Source organism: Flagellimonas spongiicola (assembly GCF_023502425.1).
GTDB lineage: Bacteria > Bacteroidota > Bacteroidia > Flavobacteriales > Flavobacteriaceae > Flagellimonas > Flagellimonas spongiicola.
In genome coordinates this window covers 240243-263785 of the sequence record NZ_JAMFMA010000001.1, presented here as the reverse complement: position 1 = coordinate 263785, position 23543 = coordinate 240243, and the positions used below count along the sequence as shown (strand labels likewise).

At 39.8% G+C, this 23543-nt stretch carries 23 protein-coding genes; 12 read left to right on the top strand and 11 right to left on the bottom strand.

Annotated features, from left to right (window positions below):
* Nucleotides 1–15: 15 nt before the first annotated feature.
* Complete coding sequence (locus tag M3P19_RS01290) at nt 16–3258, bottom strand: SusC/RagA family TonB-linked outer membrane protein (protein WP_249655804.1); 3243 nt, start codon at nt 3256–3258, stop codon at nt 16–18.
* Nucleotides 3259–3572: 314 nt separating this feature from the next.
* Here M3P19_RS01290 and M3P19_RS01285 point away from each other — a divergent pair, with 314 nt between their 5' ends.
* Together M3P19_RS01285 and M3P19_RS01280 are read left to right on the top strand one after the other, a co-directional pair.
* Complete coding sequence (locus M3P19_RS01285; RefSeq protein WP_249655803.1) at nt 3573–4349, top strand: LytR/AlgR family response regulator transcription factor; 777 nt, start codon at nt 3573–3575, stop codon at nt 4347–4349.
* A 200-nt stretch (nt 4350–4549) separates the two neighbouring features.
* Nucleotides 4550–5725 carry a sensor histidine kinase gene (locus tag M3P19_RS01280; RefSeq protein ID WP_249655802.1) on the top strand — a complete coding sequence of 392 codons (1176 nt, stop codon included), beginning with the start codon at nt 4550–4552 and terminating at the stop codon, nt 5723–5725.
* Here the strand turns inward: M3P19_RS01280 and M3P19_RS01275 are convergent.
* Nucleotides 5722–6267: a PepSY-associated TM helix domain-containing protein gene (locus M3P19_RS01275; protein ID WP_249655801.1), complete on the bottom strand. Its 546-nt coding sequence runs from the start codon at nt 6265–6267 to the stop codon at nt 5722–5724. The two genes, M3P19_RS01280 and M3P19_RS01275, sit on opposite strands and share 4 nt — an antisense overlap.
* Before the next feature lie 248 nt (nt 6268–6515).
* Between M3P19_RS01275 and M3P19_RS01270 the strand changes: the two genes are divergently transcribed.
* Nucleotides 6516–7727 (top strand): serine hydrolase domain-containing protein, encoded by a 1212-nt coding sequence (locus tag M3P19_RS01270; protein WP_249655800.1) that lies wholly within the window; start codon nt 6516–6518, stop codon nt 7725–7727.
* A gap of 12 nt (nt 7728–7739) precedes the next feature.
* Here M3P19_RS01270 and M3P19_RS01265 read toward each other — a convergent pair whose 3' ends face one another.
* The 6 genes from M3P19_RS01265 to M3P19_RS01240 all read right to left on the bottom strand — a co-directional run bounded on the left by M3P19_RS01265 (nt 7740) and on the right by M3P19_RS01240 (nt 12077).
* Nucleotides 7740–8366 carry a hypothetical protein gene (locus tag M3P19_RS01265; protein WP_249655799.1) on the bottom strand — a complete coding sequence of 209 codons (627 nt, stop codon included), beginning with the start codon at nt 8364–8366 and terminating at the stop codon, nt 7740–7742.
* A gap of 143 nt (nt 8367–8509) precedes the next feature.
* Nucleotides 8510–8785, bottom strand: coding sequence for an ATP-dependent Clp protease adaptor ClpS (locus M3P19_RS01260; RefSeq protein ID WP_249655798.1), 276 nt, complete (start codon nt 8783–8785; stop codon nt 8510–8512).
* Nucleotides 8786–8805: 20 nt separating this feature from the next.
* The gene (gene prmA / locus M3P19_RS01255) at nt 8806–9636 is read right to left on the bottom strand and encodes a 50S ribosomal protein L11 methyltransferase (RefSeq protein ID WP_249655797.1); all 831 of its coding nucleotides are present in this window, start codon (nt 9634–9636) and stop codon (nt 8806–8808) included.
* An 8-nt stretch (nt 9637–9644) separates the two neighbouring features.
* Nucleotides 9645–10394 carry a triose-phosphate isomerase gene (gene tpiA / locus M3P19_RS01250; RefSeq protein ID WP_249655796.1) on the bottom strand — a complete coding sequence of 250 codons (750 nt, stop codon included), beginning with the start codon at nt 10392–10394 and terminating at the stop codon, nt 9645–9647.
* Between the two features lie 46 nt (nt 10395–10440).
* Nucleotides 10441–11538, bottom strand: a complete 1098-nt coding sequence (locus M3P19_RS01245) for a BT_3928 family protein (RefSeq protein WP_249655795.1) — start codon at nt 11536–11538, stop codon at nt 10441–10443.
* Nucleotides 11538–12077 (bottom strand): DUF1599 domain-containing protein, encoded by a 540-nt coding sequence (locus tag M3P19_RS01240; protein WP_249655794.1) that lies wholly within the window; start codon nt 12075–12077, stop codon nt 11538–11540. Before M3P19_RS01240 ends, M3P19_RS01245 begins: the two co-directional genes overlap by 1 nt.
* Before the next feature lie 97 nt (nt 12078–12174).
* Between M3P19_RS01240 and folP the strand changes: the two genes are divergently transcribed.
* Genes folP through M3P19_RS01225 form a run of 3 tightly spaced genes read left to right on the top strand, consistent with a single transcriptional unit; the run spans nt 12175 to nt 14603 of the window.
* A complete protein-coding gene (folP, locus tag M3P19_RS01235; protein ID WP_249655793.1) occupies nt 12175–13008 on the top strand; it encodes a dihydropteroate synthase in 834 nt (277 codons plus the stop codon).
* 44 nt (nt 13009–13052) lie between these two features.
* Complete coding sequence (gene cdaA, locus M3P19_RS01230; protein WP_249655792.1) at nt 13053–13838, top strand: diadenylate cyclase CdaA; 786 nt, start codon at nt 13053–13055, stop codon at nt 13836–13838.
* Complete coding sequence (locus tag M3P19_RS01225) at nt 13839–14603, top strand: DUF3667 domain-containing protein (RefSeq protein WP_249655791.1); 765 nt, start codon at nt 13839–13841, stop codon at nt 14601–14603. It begins immediately after the preceding gene.
* Here the strand turns inward: M3P19_RS01225 and M3P19_RS01220 are convergent, their stop codons facing one another.
* Together M3P19_RS01220 and truA are read right to left on the bottom strand one after the other, a co-directional pair.
* Entirely contained in the window at nt 14604–16379 is a 1776-nt protein-coding gene (locus M3P19_RS01220) for an ABC transporter ATP-binding protein (protein ID WP_249655790.1), read from the bottom strand.
* Nucleotides 16372–17115, bottom strand: coding sequence for a tRNA pseudouridine(38-40) synthase TruA (gene truA / locus M3P19_RS01215; RefSeq protein WP_249655789.1), 744 nt, complete (start codon nt 17113–17115; stop codon nt 16372–16374). Before truA ends, M3P19_RS01220 begins: the two co-directional genes overlap by 8 nt.
* A gap of 87 nt (nt 17116–17202) precedes the next feature.
* On the opposite strand from truA, the gene M3P19_RS01210 reads away from it, so the two are divergent.
* From M3P19_RS01210 to M3P19_RS01200, 3 genes are all read left to right on the top strand, one after another.
* A complete protein-coding gene (locus M3P19_RS01210) occupies nt 17203–17697 on the top strand; it encodes a metallophosphoesterase family protein (protein WP_249655788.1) in 495 nt (164 codons plus the stop codon).
* Between the two features lie 82 nt (nt 17698–17779).
* Complete coding sequence (locus tag M3P19_RS01205; protein WP_249655787.1) at nt 17780–18637, top strand: MBL fold metallo-hydrolase; 858 nt, start codon at nt 17780–17782, stop codon at nt 18635–18637.
* 62 nt (nt 18638–18699) lie between these two features.
* Nucleotides 18700–19557 carry a DUF6503 family protein gene (locus M3P19_RS01200; protein WP_249655786.1) on the top strand — a complete coding sequence of 286 codons (858 nt, stop codon included), beginning with the start codon at nt 18700–18702 and terminating at the stop codon, nt 19555–19557.
* 79 nt (nt 19558–19636) lie between these two features.
* Here M3P19_RS01200 and M3P19_RS01195 read toward each other — a convergent pair whose 3' ends face one another.
* Entirely contained in the window at nt 19637–20047 is a 411-nt protein-coding gene (locus M3P19_RS01195; protein ID WP_249655785.1) for a DUF4293 domain-containing protein, read from the bottom strand.
* A 191-nt stretch (nt 20048–20238) separates the two neighbouring features.
* Here M3P19_RS01195 and rho point away from each other — a divergent pair, with 191 nt between their 5' ends.
* The 3 genes from rho (at nt 20239) to M3P19_RS01180 (ending at nt 23311) form a co-directional block, all read left to right on the top strand.
* Entirely contained in the window at nt 20239–21810 is a 1572-nt protein-coding gene (rho, locus tag M3P19_RS01190; RefSeq protein ID WP_249655784.1) for a transcription termination factor Rho, read from the top strand.
* 141 nt (nt 21811–21951) lie between these two features.
* The gene (locus M3P19_RS01185; protein ID WP_249655783.1) at nt 21952–22617 is read left to right on the top strand and encodes a hypothetical protein; all 666 of its coding nucleotides are present in this window, start codon (nt 21952–21954) and stop codon (nt 22615–22617) included.
* A gap of 4 nt (nt 22618–22621) precedes the next feature.
* Nucleotides 22622–23311: a hypothetical protein gene (locus M3P19_RS01180; protein ID WP_249655782.1), complete on the top strand. Its 690-nt coding sequence runs from the start codon at nt 22622–22624 to the stop codon at nt 23309–23311.
* Nucleotides 23312–23543 lie beyond the last annotated feature (232 nt).

Here is a 23543-nt window from a genome sequence, read left to right as displayed (position 1 = left end):
ATAGATTTTTTATTCTTAGAATGTTGCCTTTACACTAAGCCCGTATCTTCTTGCACTGGGTCCGTTGATGAAATCGAAACCGAAACCATTCCCAACACCGGTTCCAGAGGTGTTCGGATCGAAGTTGGCACCCTTGGGAGTGTTGATGGCCCTGAACCAAAGGTTGTTCCCCGATACCGTAAAGGTCAGGTTCCCGAATGGTGTCTTGTCCAAGAACTGGCTTGGCAAGGAATAGCTCAATGAGGCCTCCTGAAGTCTTACTGTTGTGGCATCGTACACCTGAAGCTCACTTGGTCCGAAAAGGATATTGGTAAACCAGAAGGTGGAGTTGTTGATCTGTAGGTTGTTGGTATTGCCATTGGCATCCACACCTGGAAGTACATACGTATCTTCACGATCGATGGTCTCAGTGATTAGCCCCCTACCCATCAATGTGGAGATGGTACTGGAGTATACGTCACCCCCTGAAGTATAGTTCCACTGGAAGCCTAGGCTGAAGTTCTTGTAGGAGATGTTGTTCCTAACGTTCATTACCCAGTCCGGGTTCGGATCACCGATGATGCCATCATTCGGATCCTGTACATAGTTACCGTCAGCACCTACAACGAAGTCACCGTTGGCATCCCTAAGTATACGTGTTCCAAAGAACACGCCCAATGGCTCGTCCTGGATGGCCGCGTTACCAAGATTATTGAAGCCGGAGTATACCACTTGATCAGTATCAACACCTAAGTCAATCACAGTAGTCTCATAAGCCGTGAAGTTCACATTGGTTCTCCAGCTGAAACCACCTTGGTCTTTTGCCCTGAACCAGTTGATGCCCAAATCGGCCTCGATACCTTCGGACTTGATCTCACCGATATTTACGGCAACGATCCTTGTACCAAGATCACCGGCTGGATCCAAAGGTTTGTCCAAGATAAGATCGTTGGTCTTTCTCTGGTAGATGGAAGCGTCCAATGTAATACGTCCGTCCCACCATCTGGATTCGATACCAAGTTCAATCTCTTCCAAGGTCTCTGGCTTCAGGTTCGGGTTACCCGTTCTAACACCTACTTCGTTGGTCACGATGTTTGCGCCAGAACTGTCCTGAACGTCCTGCGTGTCCAAAATAAGCGTGTTTGCGATTGGATAGGCGGCCGACTCGAAGTTTGCCGATACCCCAAGACCCGCACGGATCTTCAAGTAGTTCAATACGTTCTCCGACTTAAGGCCATCGATGGCGGCCGTTGGGATGAAGGAGATACTTGCCGATGGGTAGAACTGAGTCCTGTTGTCCCTGGAGAAGTTCGATACCCAGTCGTTACGACCTGCAAGGGTCAAGTATAGGTATTTATCGTAATCGAAATCCACCTGGCCGTAAACACCGACTAGGTTACGTTCAACAAATGTTTGAATTTCGTTTTGGTTCAAGAAGTTGAAGTGCCTAAGCACACCGAACCCCTGTTGGCCATCACTGGCAACACCGTTCTGATCAAAAATCTCCCTTCTTGAAGTGGCACCCACATTGAAGGTGGTCCCGATCTTCTCGGTGATGTCAAAGTCACCATTTAATAAGAAGTTATGATCCCAAATGGTATTGGTGTTGTTCCATGTTTCATAAAAACCACTTACCGTTCTGGCACCGCCACCGATACCACCTTTGTTCTGGTAGTTGGTGTTGTTCTCACTATAGATATCGATACCCGCACGATACACCAAGTTCAGGTTGTCGTTGATATCGTACTGCAGCGAAGCTTGACCAAAAATCCTGTTGGTCTCTTGGTTCGACTCCGCATTGTTAACGGTCCATAATGGGTGCTGAATGGAGTTGTTCTGTCTGTAATAAACGCTACTTCCATCAATGGGGTTCTGGAACGGAAGTCCCTGAACATCGATACTACGTGGTGTGAACCACAAGTGACCGAACACGGAGGAACCTGTACCTGTAGCACCATTACCCTGGCTGAGCGCCACTGGGGGAGAGGTAAAGTTTGTCCGCGCATAGTTCAAGGTACCTGAAGCAGTGAACTTGTTGCTCAACTGCGCCCTACCACCAACGGAAAGGGTGTTACGTGTAACACTGTTGTTCGGTGTGAAACCGTTATCCTTCAAGTGACCGTAGTTCACGTTGTACCCGATCTTACCGTCATCTGAAGCGCCTCTAACGTTTACGGAAGTATTTAAGATTGTTCCTCTTTTGAAGAAACGTCCCACACTGTCATAAGGTCTCCAGTCGTAACGTGCCCCTTGGAACTCCGGGAAAGCGGCCTGGATGGCTGCAGTTGAAGTGGAGTATGGGTGGGCCAATGTCCCTTGGTCGTCAATGGAGGGTTGATTTCCCCATCCTGCGGCTCCTTCCCTTCTGAAGCTTGGGCCCCAGTTGGAGAAGAACCATCCGAAGTTTTGATCAAAACCGTTACCGTATTCATTTTGGTATTCTGGAATGGATGCTATCTCGTTGAAGAAAACCGAAGAATTCACCGTTATCTCTGTCTTCTTTGGACCGGCAGCACCCGTGGATCCACCTTTGGTGGTAATAAGGATGACCCCGTTACGACCCTGTGAACCATATAAGGTAGCAGCTGCAAGACCCCTAAGGACGTTCACGCTCTCGATACTGTTGGGATCAAGGTCAAGGAACCTACTGGAACCGTTGTTACCGTTCACGAAATCCTGACGGTCGCCCTGTCTACCCTGTGAGTTGGTGTCCGTACTGAACGGCACACCGTCCACGATGAACAATGCCTGGTTGCCAGAGCTGAACGTGGAAAGACCCCGGATGATCACGTTTGTACCGGAACCGGAAAGACCACTCTGGTTGGTAATCTGTACACCGGCGGCCTTACCTTGAAGTACCCTGGCGACATCACCATCCGGTCGTTGCTCCAGGTCCTCGCTACCTACCTCGGTAACGGCGTAACCCAATGCCTGCTTCTCCCTTTTGATACCAAGGGCAGTCACAACAACTTCCTCGAGTGCCTGTGCATCTTCCTCCATTTGGACGTTGATCACATCACTTGCGCCAACTTCCCTTCTGGCATCTTTTTGGCCGATGTAGGTGAACACCAATACTTGACCTTGACTGGCACTGATGGCATAGTTACCGTCAAAATCTGTTTGGGTACCCGTAGTGGTACCTTCAACGACAATGTTGACCCCAGGTAGTGGTAAACCACTAACATCGGTAACATTACCCGTAATACTTCTTTCCTGTCCGTAGCCAACTGTAGCATAGGCGAGAAAGAACAGGAAAATCAAATAAAATCTGTTTCTCATTTTCATATTTGAGTTATTAGTTATCCGGGTAAAAGTAAAATCCTCCCATACGCGCTAGGTTTTTATGAATTCTATTCACTTTTAGATGAAGTGAGCGATGGGTATTCTGATCTGCTTGCCCTTAAGTGGAAATAATGAAAAATCAATGGGCAAGTTTCAGCCTAGAAACGATCCATTTTATGATTTGTAACCTATGTTTTTTGATTTGTAAATGACTTTTCATGCTATTAAACCCCTTATATTGATTTTATCGAAGTCTTTAGAAAACTGACTGACAGCGATATTTGTTACTTTTAAATCTCAAAAAGTATGTGATGGCATTGATCAGGACGATTATTGCGGATGACGAAATATTGGCAACCAAACGGGTTGAACTCCTACTCAAGGAAAACAAGAGATTTGAAGTAATTGGCACCTACAACCAAGGACATGAGGCTGTGGAAAAAATCAATGCCTTACGACCTGATTTGGTTTTCCTGGATATCAACTTTCCAAATATCACTGGTTTTGATATTGTCAAACAGTTGGAATACAATCCTATATTCATATTTGTAACAGCTTATGATAAACACGCCATAAAAGCATTTGACGTGTTTGCTTTTGACTTTTTAGTGAAACCATTCAAGGATGAACGCTTTTTCAAGACTTTGAACAAGGTTGAAGAATATTTGGCAGAGAAAAACCCAGGGTATGACGATAAAGTCTCTAAACTTTTGGCCTATCTAGAAACATCCGACAATAATAAAAACAATAGTTTAAACCTTACCAAAATACCGGTAAAACTCGGGAATAAAATCAATCTTATTCCCACTACTGAAATCAAATATATTTTGGCCTCTGGATACTATTCAGAAATATATACGCTAAAGAAAAAATATGTGCTCCGAGAGTCGATTACAAACCTTATCCAACAATTGGAGCACCAACCATTTGCCAGGATTCACCGTTCCTCAATCGTCAATTTTGATTTTATAGAAGAGTTGGTTTATTCCAATTATGGTGAGTTGGATGTGAAAATGGTTGATCACAATTTAATCAGAGTAAGCAAGGGGTACAAAAAGACATTTTTCTCTAAATTGGGAATACAATAAAAAAGCCGACTCAAGGCCGGCTTTCAAAGCTAATTCAAACAATTTAACACTGAGAATTAATAAATTGTCTGCTTAAAAATACCTTCCCAGACCAGTACGGTGAGAACAAATGATTTGTGTCCCTTGCTTTCTGATTTCAATAGCGGAATTATTGATATGTATTCAAGTAAGGAGTCATGTAACGAGGAAAATAGATTTATATGAGAAGTTTGACAATGAAGAAAAACGAAGGGTCCAAAAAACTTTTTTTTACCGAAAAACGGTTACTAGGTCTACTTGCCGCGTTTTATACCGGACTCACGCTATTGGGATTCATTAAAACCATTTACATCAAAGTATATAATGATGGATTGGCACGTGTAACTTGGTCCGATATTGTATTTAGTATGATATTGGAATGGTCAGGTGTTATGCTCTTTTCCATTTTAATCAGTAGGCTTGTAAAGTATCTTATGCAAAGAAAGATTTCCTTATCACTGGTTATACCAATTCATTTAATTGCTGGCCTTCTTTTTGGGATATTCATGACCTTTTTGCATCATCTAGCGACTATTATAGACAATACACATAATGTCGTACTTTTTGATTTAGGTCGACTACAATTCAACTTTATAAGGTATTTGGAATACAATCTTCTTATCTACTTCACTGTTACCTTTATTATTTACACTTATTATTATATCAATAGGGCCTTAACCGAAAGTGAAAAAAAGAACAATATTGAACAGAAATTCAATGAGGCAAAGGCCATGGCTTTGCAAAATCAACTACACCCACATTTTCTGTTCAATTCACTTAATAATGTTTCTGCACTAATCGATATTGACAAAAAGAAGTCAAAAGACATGATCGCTGATATTAGCGAGTACTTGTATAATACAGTAAACCTGTTTGAACACAAATACATTACCCTTGAATACGAATTGGAATTATTGGATAAGTACCTCAACATTATTGAAACTAGATTTCAGGCACAATTAAGCATTTCCAAGTCAATTCAAGTGGACACGAAAAATGTATCGGTTCCTCCATTGATTATTCAACCTATTGTAGAAAATGCTGTAAAACATGGATATTCAAGGGATCATGAGCATTTAAACATTAAGATTGATGTATCCCGACCAAAGAATCAATTATGTATTCAAGTCAGCAACGACGGGTTACCATTAACCCAAAAAATTGGGGATTTGAAGAAAAATGGTACTGGCATCAAAAACATAGATGAAAGATTATCCGCCATATACGGGAACGATTATCAACTAAATTTCTGTAATGATGCCGAAAATAATCAAGTGGTATTCCAGTTGTTGTTGCATCAAACAGATGAACAAACCATGCAAACAAATCATGCCCAGCCTGTTTTTCTATCAGATTAGGCGTAAAGTATCAAGAATAGCAGTGGGAATAGTATTCCAGCAACTGCAAATTTCCAACCGCGGCTTTTGAATCCGTTTTTACCGTTTGGAATCAGAATTCCGGTGATGGCAATAAGCAACATGGCTGCGCCAAAAATATCTGAATACCAAATCCAGAATGAATTGGTGGACTTATGCAAAAACATGGTATGTCCAATAAAAGGCACCTTTCGTTTATGCTCAAGAACACCCTCGCCGGTGGACATATCAACATCTAAAATGACATTGTTTTTGTAATAAACACGAAGGGTATTGTCCCTCACCCTATGGCCGTCGTATTCCACATCCCAGTCTTTGGAAAAACTCTCAATCTGCTCCTTGGAAAAATCAGAGGTATTTGTAACCATTGCTAATGAAACTTCCTCACTTTCGTATGCATAATCCATAGGATACCAATCCTGTCTATGATTTAATATAATTCCTGAAAATGAAAAAGCAATAATCAAGCCCACATAGAAATAGGCAAAGTCACGATGAAGGTTTCGGTTGGTAAACTTATACATGAAACTAATGTTATTTTGAATTGGACAAAATAAATAAAAACGTATCAGATAATTGTCAAATGAATAGGCATAATCAATACACAATTAGTTAAATATTAGCCAAAATAAATCTTCCAGATGATCGAATCGTAGGGAATGGAAACAATCAAAACTTCCACAATATAGTCTCAGAATCAGCATGAAAAATTCTAATTGTCTAATATTCTGTATCTTGAAAACAGCTAATCATCAATCAAACACCATCAACAATGTCTAGTTCCACCTTTAACCTTTGGAGAAAATTAATTATCCTCATCCTGCTAATCCTAGTCGCTAGTTGTTCCAGTGACGGCAATACTACTGATACAAACCCAGATTCCACTCCCAACCCGACACCTACACCTACGCCAAATCCTACTCCCACCTTGACCATTGAGGAAAAATTACAAAACATAATAGATGATAAGGTAGGAACGGATTCTGATAAATTGGTAGGTGTTTCTGTTTCTATCCGCATAGGTGATGAAACGCATTTAAGTTTGGTAGGCGGCATTTCCAAATTGGGCGTACCAATAACCAAAGACATGCGCTTTGGTGTGGGCAGTGTGACTAAAACCATTGTTGCTGCCACAGTTATGAAGTTGGTTGACGAGGGCATTCTGAACTTAGAGGACACCATTGAAGATTGGGTAAGTTTTACTTCGGAAAATGTGGACAGCTCTATTACGATCTATCAATTATTGACACATTCTTCTGGACTTTTTGGATATATGTACAATGACTTGTGGGCCATGGCAGAAGCAGATCTTCAAACACCAATACCCCAGGAGACCTTATTTGGTTTTATTGGCCCAGCGACCAACGAACCAGGTGTTGTCCATGAGTACTCTAATTCCAATTACTTGATTTTGGGATTGATCATAGAAGCTGCCACTGGAAAAACAGTTGGCGAAGTTATGCGGGAAAAATTTTGGACACCGCTTAACATGAGTGAAATTTATTTTGGAACCAATGAACCGATTGAAGGAACTTGGGCGACGCCGTGGCGTGATGGTGATGATGATGGCGTATTGGAGGACATTGAAGCAGATTTTGGCCCTTCTTTTCACAGTATTTTTTATTGTGCTGCCGATGTATTCTCAACTGCTCCCAATCTCTCTTTATGGGCACAACATTTGTATAACGGTAGTGCAGTTTCAGAGGCTTCGCGAATTAATATGATAACGGGTCACTTCGATATACCGGATACCATATTTGTAAGCTACGGGCTTGGCACACGGGAAGTTATATTCCATGGGCGTTCTACTTACGGTCATACAGGTGGTATGCGAGGTTATGGTTCTTATATGTTCTTTGAGCCCATTAGTAAGGTAAGTATTGCCGTACTCAATAACCAAAGTAGATCTGATGATGGGCCATTGTTACGTTATGAATTAACAAATGAGTTGTTAGGCACTGTCTTTAATCATTATGGAATTTAATCTATTCTTGTGCTAACGTCTTGGCGTGGGCAAACTGGATTTTTGCAATGAATCGATGGTCAATCTTGCCTTGTCCAATTCCTGTTCCAACTTTTGATTTTCTTCAGTGTATTGTGATCTCAATACTTCCAATTTACGTTCAAATTCATCTGCAGGAACGTACTCCGGCTCCCAAAATAGTCCATTTAGCAAACTAAATAGTGTGAAGAGGAAACTAACCACTACCGCAGATATCAAAACCAAAAGTATGGTTCTTTCTTTTTTTAGAATTGGTGAATTTTTCTTGAGCAGCGCTCTTTCATCCTTGGAAAGTTTCTTGTTATTAGACATTTGATCAAGGAAAGTATCCCACTTTTCTTCTTCCTTGACATGCATATCCATAAAACCACCGTCATCTAAAAAATCTTGGGTATTCCTTGTGGATGCAAGCATAAAGATATCCACACCATTTCCAGCCATAACATCCAACAGATTGGCATCGTGTTCCATTATTTCCTTAATGAGTTTGGTAACGAACTCCAGACTGTAGTTGGGTCTCAAATATTCGTCATAAAGAACTTGTGCCTCAAAGTAATCTTGGCGATCAAGTGCATATTCTAAAAAGCGATCTTTTAATTCGGCCTTGAAAAACTCGCCCATTTCTAAGTGAGGGATTTATGGATTTCTACGCTATTATTTTTCGTAAAAATAAAAGTTAGGTTGGCAATCAGCAATGCTGTTTGTGTAAAGCATTTATGATTTTTCAATTATTGGTTAGAAGTATGCTTTGACCCAAATCCAAATCAAACTATTTCGGCACTTAGGCCTGCTTGGAGCAGCCGGGTACATCTAGGCTTCAAATCGTTGTATTCCCCAGTTTTAACCGTACACTTTCCATTGTGATGCACTATCAGTGAGCATTGTTCTGCTTGTTCAGGAGAATGATCACAGACTGATATCAAAGTATTTATGACATGATCAAATGTGTTTACATCATCATTGAACAAAACAATTTCACTTTGCTTTACAACTTCTTCCTCCAGTAGGAGTTCTTCCGATTCTTTCTCTTTGATTCCCATTTCTCCGGAATTACTTATTCCTAATTTACATATTTTGAGGAAACCCAATTGTTCTTTTCGTAATTTTTAACGAATTCCAAATCATATTCAGCACATTTTGAGGATATTACATCCAAATCATCCAAATAAAAGCCACTTAAATAAAGAGCTCCCGAGGTATTAAGACAATTGGCATAGATTGGGATATCTTCCAAAAGGATATTTCTGTTGATGTTTGCGAAGATGATATCGTATTTTTTTCCATCCAATAACTCGCTATTGCCCTGCATTGCATCCAATTCACATTCATTCCTTTCGGCATTCTCGACGGTATTCAAATAACACCATTCATCAATATCAATAGCTTCCACATGTTTGGCTCCCTTCATTTTTGCCAATATGGCCAACACCCCTGTTCCGCAACCCATATCCAAAACCGTTTTGTTTTTCATATCATTATCCAAAATATGCTGTAGCATCATGTGGGTAGTTTCATGATGCCCTGTTCCGAAACTCATCTTGGGTTCTATGATAATGTCAAAAGCAACATCAATTGGCTTGTGGAAAGGCGCTCTGACCATACATTGATCAGACACAATTATAGGATGAAAGTTCTTTTCCCATTCAGCATTCCAGTTCTGCTGTTCAATTTCTGAATGGCCCCAAGTAATTTCTACCCCTGGGCTGTCCAAAACTTGTAATTTCCGCAATATACCCTCATTCCATTCTTCTTTGAGAATATAGGCATCAATACCAAGGTCGTTTTCTACAAAACTCTCAAAACCACGTTCTCCCAGTTCCGCAATGAGAATCTCCGACCATGGTGACAACGGGGAGATGGTAAACTTGTATTCAATATAGGTTGCTGCCACAAATATGATTAAATGGCCTTGATAATGGCGATAAAGTCATCTGCCTTTAGGGAAGCCCCACCTATCAAGCCTCCGTCAACATCGGGTTTACCAAAAATATCTTCAGCATTAGTGGGTTTTACGCTACCCCCGTATAAAATGGAGACTTCTTCAGCAATCGCATCACCATAGGCCTCTGAAATGGTCTTTCTAATAAATGCATGCATTTCCTGAGCTTGTTCAGGAGTTGCGGTTTCGCCTGTTCCAATAGCCCATACCGGCTCATATGCCAATACGATATTTTCCCATGCCGTGCCGTCTAATTGAAACAAAGCATTTTTTAATTGACTTTCAACTACTGTAAAATGATTGTCGGATTTGCGTTCTTCCAGTTCCTCGCCAAAGCAAAAGATAATGGTCATATTTTTGTCCAAAGCGGTCTGTACCTTTTTGGCAAGTAAAGCATCATCCTCTCCAAAATAGGAGCGTCTTTCCGAATGGCCAAGAATTACAGTATCAACATGGATATTAAGCAACATATCTGCTGAAATTTCACCGGTGTATGCACCGTTTTCTGCATAATGCATGTTTTGAGCGGCAACTTTTATTGCAGAGGATTGTAAATTACGTTGTGCTGTAGCCAAGTTCACGTAGGTTGGCGCAACTACCACATCGGCATGTGTATTGGGCAATTTGGCGGAGAGCTCTGATAATAAAGCTTCTGTTTCTTCCAAATTATTATTCATCTTCCAGTTTCCGGCAACAATTTTCTTTCTCATTGTTAGTGTCTTAAAATTATCAGTTTATGTTGGTTATCGGTTTAAATCATTCAAGCGTAATCTGGTCCAAATCATTGTGATGTACTTTTTGCACAATTGTACCCTTTTCCAATAGCAATACTGCTGGATTGGATCGCACAATGGTTTTTAATGTAGTTTCATCAGTAAAATAAAACTGAAAATCCAGGTTAAATTCCTTGATCAGTTGACTTGTTTGGGCATCACTTGATGCGGACATACCTATTACTTGGTAGTTTTTCTTTTTGGCACTGTTCGCCAATTCGGCGACATCTTTAAAATATGCTTTGTCGCTTTTGGCCAAATCATATGCAATTACCATCATTAGTTTGTCAACCATCAATAGTTCAGGTGCAAAATCAACTCCATTTTGTTCAATGGTGAAATCATGAATGGGTGGTTCATAGCCTTTTTGAATCTCCGTGGTTTCCACATCCAAAAATTCACCATCAACGGATGGGTATTCACCATTGGTGACCACGATTTTATCTTCTCCATCTACTTTAAAACGCCACGCATACTCGTATAAAGGTTTGGGAGCATCATCTGGAACGGACATTCCTTCTTCTATATTGGCACCAATTTTATAGGGTCTAAAATCAACGGTTGGAAGATGGTTTAAAACCTGATTTGCAAAAAGTATGCAGGCTACTAGTGACACCCCGCCTATTATCCAATTGGTTTTGGTATTAAAAATTGAATTAATGTGCTTTCTTCCAAAAAACAGAATCAATATCAACCCCAGCAAAATGACGTCCTTCGTAAAAGATTCCCAGGGGGTAAGTTTAACCGCATCACCAAAGCAACCGCAGTCCGTGACCTTATTAAAATAAGCGGAGTAAAAAGTGAGAAAAGTGAAAAACACAATCATCAACAAAAGACTCCACACCGTGAATTTGGGCTTAAAACCTATTAATAGTAATATGCCCAATAATACCTCAACAATTACCACAAACAGGGAAATTGTCAAAGCCAACGGCATTAGGAATGGTAAATCCAGCACCCCTTGACTAAAGTATTCTTCCAATTTAAATGAAAAACCTACTGGATCATTTAGCTTGATCAAACCACTTATGATAAAAAGTATACCAACTACAATTCTTGATATCCAAACCAAATATTTCATTACCTATCGTTTAAGTGGATTAGCGCAAAAACTGCATAATTGATAATATCCTGGTAATTGGCGTCAATACCTTCGCTCACCAAGGTGGCTCCTTTATTGTCCTCAATTTGTTTGACGCGTAATAACTTTTGCAGAATTAAATCGGTAAGCGAGCTCACGCGCATATCGCGCCATGCCTCACCATAATCATGATTTTTATTCTCCATCAACGATTTAGCCACCTGAACTTGTTCATCATATAATGCTATAGCTTGTTTTTCTTCCAAATCGGGTTGTTCGGCTACCCCTTTGTCCAATTGAATCAAGGCCATAATGGCGTAGTTGATAATTCCTATAAATTCAGATTGTTCGCCTTCATCAACTTTACGAACCTCATTTTGTTGCAAACTCCGAGTGCGTTGTGCCTTTATGAAAATCTGGTCTGTTAGGGATGGTAATCTTAATATTCGCCAAGCAGTTCCATAGTCTTTGGTCTTCTTTGTAAAAAGTTCCCGACAAGTTTGAATCACTGCATCGAATTGTTGCGAAGTCTGCTTCATCTATTCTAGCTAAATTGCGTAAATTTCGTCTTATACAAAAGCACCAAAAAAGGCACTGTGCCAAAGATAATCAAACCCATCAAAGCACCTATTCTTTATGACATTAAACTGCAAAGGAGATCTTGTTGATTTAACCATACCAAAAGTTATGGGCATTCTTAATTTGACGCCTGATTCATTTTATGACGGTGGCAAATACAAGGATGCTAAAAGTATTTTGAATCAGGTTGAACTAATGTTCAAAGAGGGTGCGAGCTTTATTGATATGGGTGCCTACAGCTCCAGACCAGGTGCAGAACACGTTCCTGAGGCTATTGAAGCGCAGCGAATGCTCCCTATGTTGGAACTGATTTTAAAGCACTTCCCAAAAGCATTGCTATCTATAGACACATTTAGAAGCTCAATTGCTAAAGAAGCAATAGAAGCAGGGGCCGCAATCATAAATGATATTTCGGCAGGAAATTTGGACTCTGAAATGTTCCGTACCATAGCCAAATATCAGGTACCTTATATCATGATGCATTTAAAAGGTACACCACAATCCATGCAAAAAGAAGCTGTTTATAATGACCTGATCCAAGATTTACGTTATTATTTTTCAGAAAAAATAAATGAGGCCACACAACTAAAAATCAACGACATAATAATAGATCCCGGTTTTGGTTTTGCAAAAACAACGGAGCAAAACTATTCTCTTTTAAATCATTTAGACCTTTTCCAAACGTTTCGGCTTCCACTTCTTATAGGTTTGAGCAGGAAATCAATGATCTACAAGGTATTGAACGGCACATCAAAAGAAGCACTGAATGGTTCTACGGCATTACACACGGTCGCACTCCTTAAAGGTGCGAGCATTTTGCGCGTTCATGATGTAAAAGAAGCTGTGGAATGTGTTAAATTGATTGAAGAACTAAAAGCAAATTCGCTTTAATTTAAGGTTAGGCTATTTTTGCTAATTTTACAAAAACACTGCGGTTGGATTTTCTCAATTTTATTGAATTTAAGATTACCGATGTCATTGACATTGTGCTGGTAGCCGCTCTCCTCTATTACGTTTATAAGCTGGTAAAAGGCACAGTGGCCATAAATATTTTCATAGGCATTGTCATTGTTTGGGCGCTATGGAAACTCACCGAACTACTTCAAATGAAAATGATCAGTAGCGTTGTTGGTGGTTTTATGAATATTGGTTTGATCGCTTTGATCATCGTTTTTCAGCAGGAAATCCGAAAGTTTTTGTTGATGATCGGTTCCACTAATTTTGCGGCCAAACGAAATTTTACGCGCCATTTTAAGTTCTTGAGGCAAGAAGCCTTGCCCACTGACACCAATGTTGAAGCCGTTGTAGGAGCTTGCGATAAAATGGGTGCAACCAAGACTGGGGCCATTTTGGTAATGGAACGAACCAACTCACTTGATTTTTTCAAGTCGTCCGGGGACAGCATGAATATTGAGATAACACAACCCATATTGGAAAGTATATTTTTCAAAAACAGCCCATTGCATGATGGTGCTGCCATTATTCAAGACAATTACATTACCGCAACCCGTGTTATCCTACCCGTTTCCAATGACCGCAATATTCCCTTACGTTTTGGATTGCGTCACAGGGCCGCAGTGGGCATTACTGAAAAGACTGATGCGGTCTGCTTGGTAGTGAGTGAAGAAACGGGTTCCATTTCATACATCAAAAATGGCGAATTCATCCCTTATAAAGGTTTGGACGACTTAACGGCAAAGATTAAAAAGGACTTGGAATAAATGCATTGTAAAAACTGTAATGCTGAACTGAAACACACGGATAAATTTTGCCATGTCTGTGGTGCCAAAGTCATCCGAAACCGTCTTACCTTAAAGAATGTTTGGCATGATGTGAGTCAACAAGTACTCAATGTCGACAACACCTTTCTAAAAACGTTGAAACATCTCTTTGTCCGGCCAGAAGAAGTCATTATCGAGTACATTTCTGGGACCCGGAAACGTTACATGAATCCAATCAGTTACTTCGCCATTGCCATTACGCTTTCCGGATTAATGTTTTTTATCCTAAGGGATGTATATCATTTGAATTTGACGGAAAGTAGCATTAATGACAATCAAGCCCCTGAACTTAATTTTGTCTTCGATTACCAAGGTGTTGTTTCCTATTTGATCATGCCGGTCTACGCCCTAATGACGTATATTCTTTTCCGAGGACCCAACAAATTCAATTATACGGAACATTTAGTGGCCAACGCTTACATTATAGGGCAGTCATCCTATGTACAAGTGGTTACGTATACCATCTTTCTAGGACTATTCCCCATAAAGTTTGATGTGTTCAATTTTATTTTCCTCTTCTTTATGGTTATTTACCAATTTTATGCATTGGCCAGAATGCATGAAATTGGATTTTGGGGGGCATTTTGGCGGGCAGCCCTATACATGATTATGTTAATGGTGGTTATGATAGGTATTGGCGTTGTGATGGTAATCATTGCATTATCCACGGGCATGGTTACTTTGGCTGATTTTGTCCAACAATGATCAAACTACTTCTTCGGCCATAAACTGCGCCTCATATAAATCACTGTAATAGCCGCCTTTTTTCAAGAGTTCTTGATGGTTACCAATTTCGACAATATTACCGGCATCCATCACAATTATCTTATCTGCTTTTTTAATGGTAGCCAATCTATGTGCAATTATAATTGACGTTCTGCCTTCAGTGATTTTGTCCGTAGCTTGTTGAATCAACTGTTCTGAGTACGTATCAACCGAGGAAGTTGCCTCATCCAAAATCAAGATACTAGGATTGCTCACATACGCTCTCAAAAATGCTATCAACTGCCGTTGACCGCTAGAAAGCATAGTTCCTCTTTCCTTAACATTATAGAGATAACCTTCGGGTAAACTGGAAATAAACTCGTGTACCCCAATTTGTTTTGCCGCCGATTCTATCTGTTCTAAACTAACGGACTTATCGCGCAGTGATATGTTATTTGCTATAGAATCCGCAAACAGGAATACATCTTGTAAAACAATGGCTATATGGGAACGTAGGGACCGTAACGTATATTCCTTAATATCATGCCCATCTATCATAATCGTCCCAGAATTGATTTCATAAAAACGATTCAAGAGGTTTATGATGGTTGATTTACCTGCTCCCGTAGCTCCAACTATTGCAACGGTTTCCCCGGCATCTACCTTGAAGGATATACCATGAAGCACTTCCTCATCTTCCAAATAACCAAAGCGGACATCTGTAAATGTTATATCCCCTTTTACATCTTTTCTTTCCAACTGTCCTGTATCCGGGATTTTACTATCCGTATCCAAAATACCAAACACCCTGTTCGCAGCCACCATTCCCATTTGTAGGGTATTGAATTTATCGGCGATTTGGCGCAATGGCCTGAACAACAAATCCATCAAGAAAAAGAATGCGATAATAGACCCTTTGTTGCTATCCAAGCTTGCACTATCAATATTTTGAATAATTCCGAAATAGACCACCAATCCTACTCCAACGGAATTGGAAATCTCTGCAATTGGGAAAAATATGGAATTGTACCAGACTGTTCGCAACCAAGCATTTTGGTGCTTTTCATTGATCTTCCTGAATTTTTCTTTTTCAATTTGCTCCCGGTTGAACAATTGCACGATTTTCATTCCTGCAATCCGCTCTTGGACAAATGAATTTAGATTGGCAACCTGTGCACGAACATCAATAAAAGCAACTTTCATGGCTTGTTGAAACAACCTTGTGGCAACAAGAATTACAGGTAGAATAGCAAACACAATCAATGCCATCCGCCAGTTCATGTATAGCATCACTCCAGCCGCACACAACATTTTCAAGACATCGGCAACAATTACGAAAAATCCTTGGCTAAATATCTCACCTATCCGCTGCATATCCGCAACTGCCCTTGTAACCAATACACCTATGGAAGAATTATCAAAATAGGTCATTTTGAATCCCATTATCCGCTTGAAAAGTTGAACACGGATGTCTTTGATTACAGATTCACCTAATAAATTGGCATAATAATTAAAGAGCAACTGACTTACTACCTGAGCCACTAAAACCCCAAGCATGATGAGCACAACAAGGAGCAATTGTTCGCTGTCCCTATTGGTTAGCGGCTCATCAATGATGTATTTTACCAAAATTGGAGTGAGTATGGCAAAAGCCGCAGATAGAATGGCAACCAAAGCTACTACCCAAAATATAGACCGATAAGGTTTGGTATGTGCAAAAACTCTTTTGAACAAACCAAAATCAAATGCTTTGCCTATTTCTTCATTTTTACTCATCAATGTTATTTTTTGGGTAAGAGACCGCCGTCAAATATAAACCTTTTGCAGGTACAGAAACCCCAGCTTCGCTTCGGTTTTTACTCGCAATTATTTGTTCTATCCTCGCTGGTTCCATTTTACCGAGCCCTACATCCAATAAGGTTCCTACAACCGCCCGAACCATGTTTCGTAAAAAGCGATCTGCCGAAATTGTAAAGACCAATTTATCATCGCGAACTTCCCAAATTGCTTTTCGCACATCACAAATAAAAGTCTTTACATCCGTATTGGATTTTGAAAAACATTCAAAATCAGAATGCTGTTTCAGCAAAGCCCCAGCCTGATTCATTGCATCAATATCCAATGGTTGTAATACGCAATGCGCCAAATCCGAATAAAATGGATTCTTATGCTGAACGATCCAATATTCATAGGTGCGTTCCACGGCATCAAAGCGGGCGTGGGCTGTGTCTTTTACTCGAAATATGTTCTGAACTGCAATTGCGTCAGGCAGATAAGCGTTCAATCGATAGACGAGTTCCTCCGTTTGCTCAATATCCGCATCAAAATGCGCATACATTTCCTTGGCATGAACACCAGCATCCGTCCTTCCGGCACCAACTACCTCAATGGGTTGACGTAAAAGCATGGAAAGCGCTTTTTCCAGGACTTCCTGTACCGTTATGGCATTAGGTTGATTTTGCCAGCCATGGTAGGGTTTTCCAAAATAAGAGAAGCGGATAAAATATCTCAATGGGATTGGCTACTTTTAAATGTTAAAGATACTTGAATCCCAAGCAATAGAAATCCAGGTGTCTATTTTTAGCATATTTTTAGCGTTATGACCAAAATCCTTTTGCTTTCTGATACGCATGGCCATTTAGATGAAACCATTTTAAAATATGTTTCGCAGGCTGATGAAGTATGGCATGCTGGCGATATTGGAAGTTTGGCCGTTACCGATAAAATCAAAACATTGAAACCTTTGAAAGGAGTTCATGGAAATATCGATAATGCCACGATCCAATTGGAATTTCCAGAACACAATCGTTTTACATGTGAGGCGGTAGATGTTTGGATAACCCATATCGGAGGATATCCCAATAGATACGACAGAAGAGTCAAGGATCAAATCAAGGAAAATCCACCCAAACTTTTTATTTGTGGTCATTCGCACATCCTAAAAGTGATGCATGACAAAAAACTGGATTTGCTTCATATGAATCCTGGTGCATGCGGCAAACATGGATTCCATCCGGTTAGAACCATGTTGCGATTTACCATAGATGGTAGTAAAATCTCGGATCTGGAAGTTATTGAACTTGGAAAACGTTAATATGAAATATTGGTTAGCAACTATTATCATCAGTCTTTCAATCAGTTTTACTAGCTGCAGTCAGACTCAAAATACTTCACCCGTGTCCTTAATTATTTTGGGCACTGTTCAAGATGGGGGTAGTCCGCATATTGGCTGTAAACGCGATTGTTGTAAAGCGCTATTTGCAAATCCCGATAAAACCCGGCAGGTAGTTTCCCTTGGCGTCATAGACCATGAAAACAAACGTTCATTCATGTTTGAAGCAACTCCGGATATGACTGCCCAGATGAAGGCATTAAGGAACTTTTCTGGCCTAAACAAAGAAACGCCAGACGGTATTTTCCTTACCCATGCACATATTGGCCATTATACAGGTCTGATGTATTTAGGTAGGGAGGCACTTGGCGGTAATCATGTTCCCGTTTATGCAATGCCAAAAATGAAATCCTTTTTGGAAACAAATGGTCCATGGAGTCAATTGGTTACACTAGGAAATATTGACATTAAGGCAATGGAGCATCAAAACCAAATACCAATTACATCAAACCTCACAGTTATTCCTTTTAAAGTGCCACATCGTGATGAATTTTCTGAAACTGTAGGCTTTAAGATTTTGGGTCCAAACAAGAGTGTATTGTTCATTCCCGATATTGATAAATGGGCAAAATGGGAAACAAGTATACGTTCAGAAATCAAAAAAGTAGACTATGCTTTTCTAGACGCGTCTTTTTTTGATGCTGAAGAGATAAACAACAGGGATATAGCTGAAATCCCACATCCTTTTGTAATTGAAAGTATGGAACTTTTCAAGTCATTATCCAAGGCTGACAAAGCAAAAATCCATTTTATTCATTTTAATCATACCAACCCATTGTTGTTGAATGATAGTGAAGCCAGCAGAACTGTTCTTTCAGAAGGGTATCACATTTCAAAATTCCAACAAGTCATAGGTCTCTGATAGAGCTGGTAAGTAATTCTTGGAATTTTCGTCTAAGCGGTTAAACAATATATACCACAGCGATGAAAAGACTTAATTTACAACTGGCTGCATTTGCAGCCTTGGCACTATTACTTTCTTGTGGACAAAACACAAAAAAAGAAAATGGTGTAGTAGAACCTGCAACTGAAACAGTTGAAGCGGAACCTATTTATGACACCAGCAAACCTGAAACGGTGCTTACATCCATTGCACATGCCCATGGTGGGTGGGGTGACTTATGGAAAAAAGGAGATGTTGAATATACGTATACCTATCATTCTCCTGGAAATGACAAAAAAGACATTTCCTTAGAACGATACATTTTCAGTACCGAAGCCTCCTATGGAAAATACTCCCAGCATGAAATCAATGTAATGCCTAACGTAGAAGGTGAGATTGAACAGTACTACGATGGGGACCAAACCATCGTAATGATAAACGGTGAAAAAACTGAAGATCCACAAGGAAATGCAGTAGGTGAATTTTTAAGACGAGCCAATCATTTTTGGTTTGTTATGCCCTATAAATTGCGAGACAAAGGCACTATTACGACCTACCAGGGACAAGAAGAGCATAATGGTATTACCTATGATAAATTACACGTTACATACGACCCTGCCATAACAGGAAAGGAACAAAATGACATTTATATTCTTTATGTCAATCCCGAAACTAGATTGATTGATAGGTTCTATTTTTCACTTCCATTTTTGGGTGTGAACGAGCCCGTAATCATCGCAGATTATTCTTATGAAAACATTGATGGACAGTTGATTTCTTCTAAACGCACCTATTACCTTCCAAGTGAGGAAGGTTATTCTGAAGATCCAAGTATTGTTCAGACAATGACCAATGTGAAATTTGGTAATGGATTTACGGCGGAAACCTTGATGCAATAGTCCATAACTGTTTACAAAAAAATGAAAACCCCGGCAATTGCCGGGGTTTTCTCGCACTAATACTACTAAGATGTTAGGTTTAACGTAAGCGATCAACAGATTTTACAAGATCTTCATCCTTTTTGATGGCTCTATTGGCAAGAACCAGAAAAACGATAGAAAATACAGGAATCAGCATCCCAATACCCTTCTCAGAAACCACAGTTTCTCCGGATAAGCTTAGCGATCGGTAAACGAAAAATCCTAGTAAAAAAAGGTTCAATATCATATTCAATCTGTTCACCACAAATTGATTTTGTCTTTTATTGTACAAAAAAATTGAAATCAAGGCCAAACCTGCAGTAGCATAAAAACCCAAGCTAATTCCCAAGGATTCCTTGGCAAAAAAATGGTTGCCGTCTGCATCCAACCATAGATAGACTATAAACGGAAGAACACCTGCAATTAGTGCCACCAAGGCCAAGAATAATGTTTGGATTCTTTGAATCATCTATCAAATTGATTTCAGATGGCAAAAATAGGCGTCTTTTCGATAAAAGACACTTTAATCTTGAAAAATAATTTGTATTATTGTGACGTTATTAGCAAAGCACTAGCCTCAGGATTCTTTCCTATCTATAGTACCCCAATAACTTTTACTTCAAGTTTTAGAATTTACAAGTTTAATTTATTCGTAATTTAATGTTTGAGATTTCAGATCTAAAAGCTAAAAAGCTTCCTGAATTGCAAGAAATTGCAAAGGGACTAAGTGTTCCTAAATTCAAGACCTTAAAAAAACTGGATTTGGTCTACCAGATTTTGGACGTTCAGGCATCCAATCCCAAAGCGGTACAGGAGAACACTGCGGCTCCTAAAGAAAATACAACCCAAAAACCGAAGAGAGCCAGAACCCCAAGACCACAGAAAGAACAAAAAGATGTAGCTGTTGCTCCTAAAGAATCAACTTCTGGCAAAGAGGCAAAAGAAGCTTCAGAACCAAAGGAAAAACCGCAACAAAAGAAGGAGCAACATAAGCAGCATCAAAACCAAAAGAACCAACATCACAAAAAGAACCAACACCATAGAAACGGGCAGGAGAAAAAAAGTAGCAACTTTGACAAAGACCTGAAAAACCGTTACAAGGAGCCAGAATTCGAATTCGATAGTATTATCGAAAGTGAAGGTGTCCTTGACATTATGCAGGATGGTTATGGTTTCTTACGTTCATCAGATTACAATTACCTATCATCCCCAGATGATATTTATGTATCTCAATCACAGATTCGTTTGTTTGGTTTGAAAACTGGTGACACGGTTTTGGGTAATGTAAGACCTCCAAAAGAAGGTGAAAAATATTTCCCGCTGATCAAGGTGACCAAAATCAATGGCTTGGATCCTCAAGTGGTTCGGGATCGTGTGTCCTTTGAGCATTTGACACCGCTATTCCCAAAGGAAAAGTTTAAACTAGCGGAAAGACAAAGTACTTTATCAACTAGAATCATGGATTTGTTCTCGCCAATAGGTAAAGGACAAAGAGGAATGATCGTTTCTCAGCCGAAAACCGGTAAAACCATGTTACTTAAGGATATCGCCAATGCAATTGCCGCCAACCACCCTGAAGTTTATCAAATTATTCTTTTGATTGATGAGCGTCCAGAAGAAGTTACGGACATGCAGCGAAATGTGCGTGGTGAAGTTGTTGCATCAACTTTTGATAAAGAGGCCACGGAACACGTTCGTGTTGCCAATATTGTGTTGGAAAAAGCAAAACGTTTAGTTGAATGTGGCCACGATGTCGTAATACTATTGGATTCGATTACACGTTTGGCAAGAGCATACAACACTGTACAACCTGCTTCTGGTAAGGTTTTAAGTGGTGGTGTGGACGCCAATGCGTTGCACAAGCCAAAACGATTTTTTGGAGCGGCAAGGAACATCGAAAATGGTGGCTCGCTTTCCATAATTGCCACTGCTTTGACCGAAACAGGTTCCAAAATGGACGAAGTGATTTTCGAAGAATTCAAAGGAACAGGTAATATGGAACTTCAGTTGGATAGAAGAATTTCCAATAGAAGAATCTTCCCTGCTATTGACCTTATTTCTTCCTCTACACGTAGAGATGACCTCTTATTGGATGAAACTACCATTCAACGTATGTGGATTATGCGTAAATACCTTGCGGATATGAATCCGGTAGAAGCCATGGAGTTCATGGAACAGCGCATAAAACAGACCAAAAACAACGAAGAGTTTTTACTGACCATGAACGAGTAGAATTCGTTCCAACGGATAAAAACCATAATAATTTGTGAAACCTCTGGGAAATCCCAGAGGTTTTTTTGTTAAGATTTATAGGGAAAAAACATATCTTTAATAAAGTTTCCTCATACTAAAAACACTTTAATATCCTTACAAATGAAAAATTACAGACAAATTACTTTTCCAGTATTGGCAAGCCTATTGTTGTGTCTAGGTGCCTGCCAGCAACAACCCAAAAAAGTAGAGGAAACTCAAATAGCCCCCGCAGAAAAGCAAGAAAAGGTAAAACCACCTGAAGGTATTATTTCTTTGGAAGAGTCAAAATCCCTATACGACAATTACACTGAAAATAGAGTAGGTATCATTAAAGAGTTTGAAGCACAACGTGGCGATGGTTTTGAAGAAGCGAGGTTCTCCGCTTTTGACTATGCCACGATGAAACAATACATGGCTTTTATTGAACAAGAAGCCAAAGAAGCCAATGTGGACATCTCCTCACTTCGTTTATATTTCGCAAATTATCCGGACAAGGAGGATTTTCCTAATGGCGACAAAATAGTCCACCCAAGGCAAAATTCTTTATTCTTCGTGCCAACTATGAAAGTAGATGGGGAGGAATACGGGTTTTATATTGGAGAAGATGGTAAAGCCAAACTGATTAAGGATGCAGTTGGCGCACAAGGAATTGGGGGAACTAATATTAAAACAGAGAAAGCGGTCGCAAGTTTCGCCCCTAATTTTTCAGCACCTGCAATGCAAGGTGGTCAAAGCCTTAACTTGAACCGTGGGCAATCAGGCCCTCCACCAAACCCAGACTTTTAATTGAATGTCGCCGGAACTCAAAAATTTCTTGACGGATAACTACAACATTGTCCTGTACCTGCTAACATGGTTTATTGCCATGTACAGGTACAGGTCTTATTTTGATACCGTTCTCAGGTTTTTCCCAGTATTCATCATGTATACCTTCATGACTGAATTACTTGGATATTTTGTCAAGAATTATGAAGAATTCCAGTTCTTCTCAGATTCTAGATATACCTGGCACAATGTAATAATCTACAATATCTATTCAGTTATATCCTTCCTATTCTTTTATTATATCTATTGGAAGGTCCTCAAAAATCCGGTTCACAGAAAATGGTTAAAATATGGCAGCTTGCTAAGTGCATCAAGCTACGTAGTCAGTCTTTTTTTTCAAGATCCATTTCATGTTAACCTGTATTATGCTGACCTAGTTGCGTCCTTGGTGCTTTTAATGGCCATCTGGATGTACTTCAAAGAAAAGAAGGCAGAGGATAACCCATACCCTCAAAAAAGAAACTTACTGTTTTGGATAAGCTGGGGCTTGGCAATTTTCCACATTTTCTTCCCTTTTATTTTTATAGCAGCCTATGATGCCCCCCGCATATACACCATGTATAACTTACACCATCTTCTGATGATTCTCATTGTGGTCATGTACGCCCTCTTCATTATTGGCTTCTTATTAGGTCAAAGAAAGGCCTTCAGGTAATCTCACCACAAGAATTTAAGGTTTTACAACTTTGAGCGGTACTTCAACGATCCATTTCATGTTTTTGTAGGTTTTTTCGTTCTTTTTGTGACAGATTATGTATAGGTTCCTTCATCGAAGTGTATAAACCATTCACCGATAGATTAGGGAATTCCATCTAAAATCAGGGCAAAAGCTATTGGCTTGCCCATAATTTTAATCTCAAAAAGAACTCAATCTCTAAATCCATTAG

Coding starts and splice junctions, on each gene's coding strand:
- M3P19_RS01290 (WP_249655804.1), bottom strand. CDS start 3,258: ATGAGAAACAGATTTTATTTGATTTTCCTGTTCTTTCTCGCCTATGCT.
- M3P19_RS01285 (WP_249655803.1), top strand. CDS start 3,573: ATGGCATTGATCAGGACGATTATTGCGGATGACGAAATATTGGCAACC.
- M3P19_RS01280 (WP_249655802.1), top strand. CDS start 4,550: ATGAGAAGTTTGACAATGAAGAAAAACGAAGGGTCCAAAAAACTTTTT.
- M3P19_RS01275 (WP_249655801.1), bottom strand. CDS start 6,267: ATGTATAAGTTTACCAACCGAAACCTTCATCGTGACTTTGCCTATTTC.
- M3P19_RS01270 (WP_249655800.1), top strand. CDS start 6,516: ATGTCTAGTTCCACCTTTAACCTTTGGAGAAAATTAATTATCCTCATC.
- M3P19_RS01265 (WP_249655799.1), bottom strand. CDS start 8,366: ATGGGCGAGTTTTTCAAGGCCGAATTAAAAGATCGCTTTTTAGAATAT.
- M3P19_RS01260 (WP_249655798.1), bottom strand. CDS start 8,785: ATGGGAATCAAAGAGAAAGAATCGGAAGAACTCCTACTGGAGGAAGAA.
- tpiA (WP_249655796.1), bottom strand. CDS start 10,394: ATGAGAAAGAAAATTGTTGCCGGAAACTGGAAGATGAATAATAATTTG.
- M3P19_RS01245 (WP_249655795.1), bottom strand. CDS start 11,538: ATGAAATATTTGGTTTGGATATCAAGAATTGTAGTTGGTATACTTTTT.
- M3P19_RS01240 (WP_249655794.1), bottom strand. CDS start 12,077: ATGAAGCAGACTTCGCAACAATTCGATGCAGTGATTCAAACTTGTCGG.
- folP (WP_249655793.1), top strand. CDS start 12,175: ATGACATTAAACTGCAAAGGAGATCTTGTTGATTTAACCATACCAAAA.
- M3P19_RS01225 (WP_249655791.1), top strand. CDS start 13,839: ATGCATTGTAAAAACTGTAATGCTGAACTGAAACACACGGATAAATTT.
- M3P19_RS01220 (WP_249655790.1), bottom strand. CDS start 16,379: ATGAGTAAAAATGAAGAAATAGGCAAAGCATTTGATTTTGGTTTGTTC.
- M3P19_RS01210 (WP_249655788.1), top strand. CDS start 17,203: ATGACCAAAATCCTTTTGCTTTCTGATACGCATGGCCATTTAGATGAA.
- M3P19_RS01200 (WP_249655786.1), top strand. CDS start 18,700: ATGAAAAGACTTAATTTACAACTGGCTGCATTTGCAGCCTTGGCACTA.
- M3P19_RS01195 (WP_249655785.1), bottom strand. CDS start 20,047: ATGATTCAAAGAATCCAAACATTATTCTTGGCCTTGGTGGCACTAATT.
- rho (WP_249655784.1), top strand. CDS start 20,239: ATGTTTGAGATTTCAGATCTAAAAGCTAAAAAGCTTCCTGAATTGCAA.
- M3P19_RS01185 (WP_249655783.1), top strand. CDS start 21,952: ATGAAAAATTACAGACAAATTACTTTTCCAGTATTGGCAAGCCTATTG.
- M3P19_RS01180 (WP_249655782.1), top strand. CDS start 22,622: ATGTCGCCGGAACTCAAAAATTTCTTGACGGATAACTACAACATTGTC.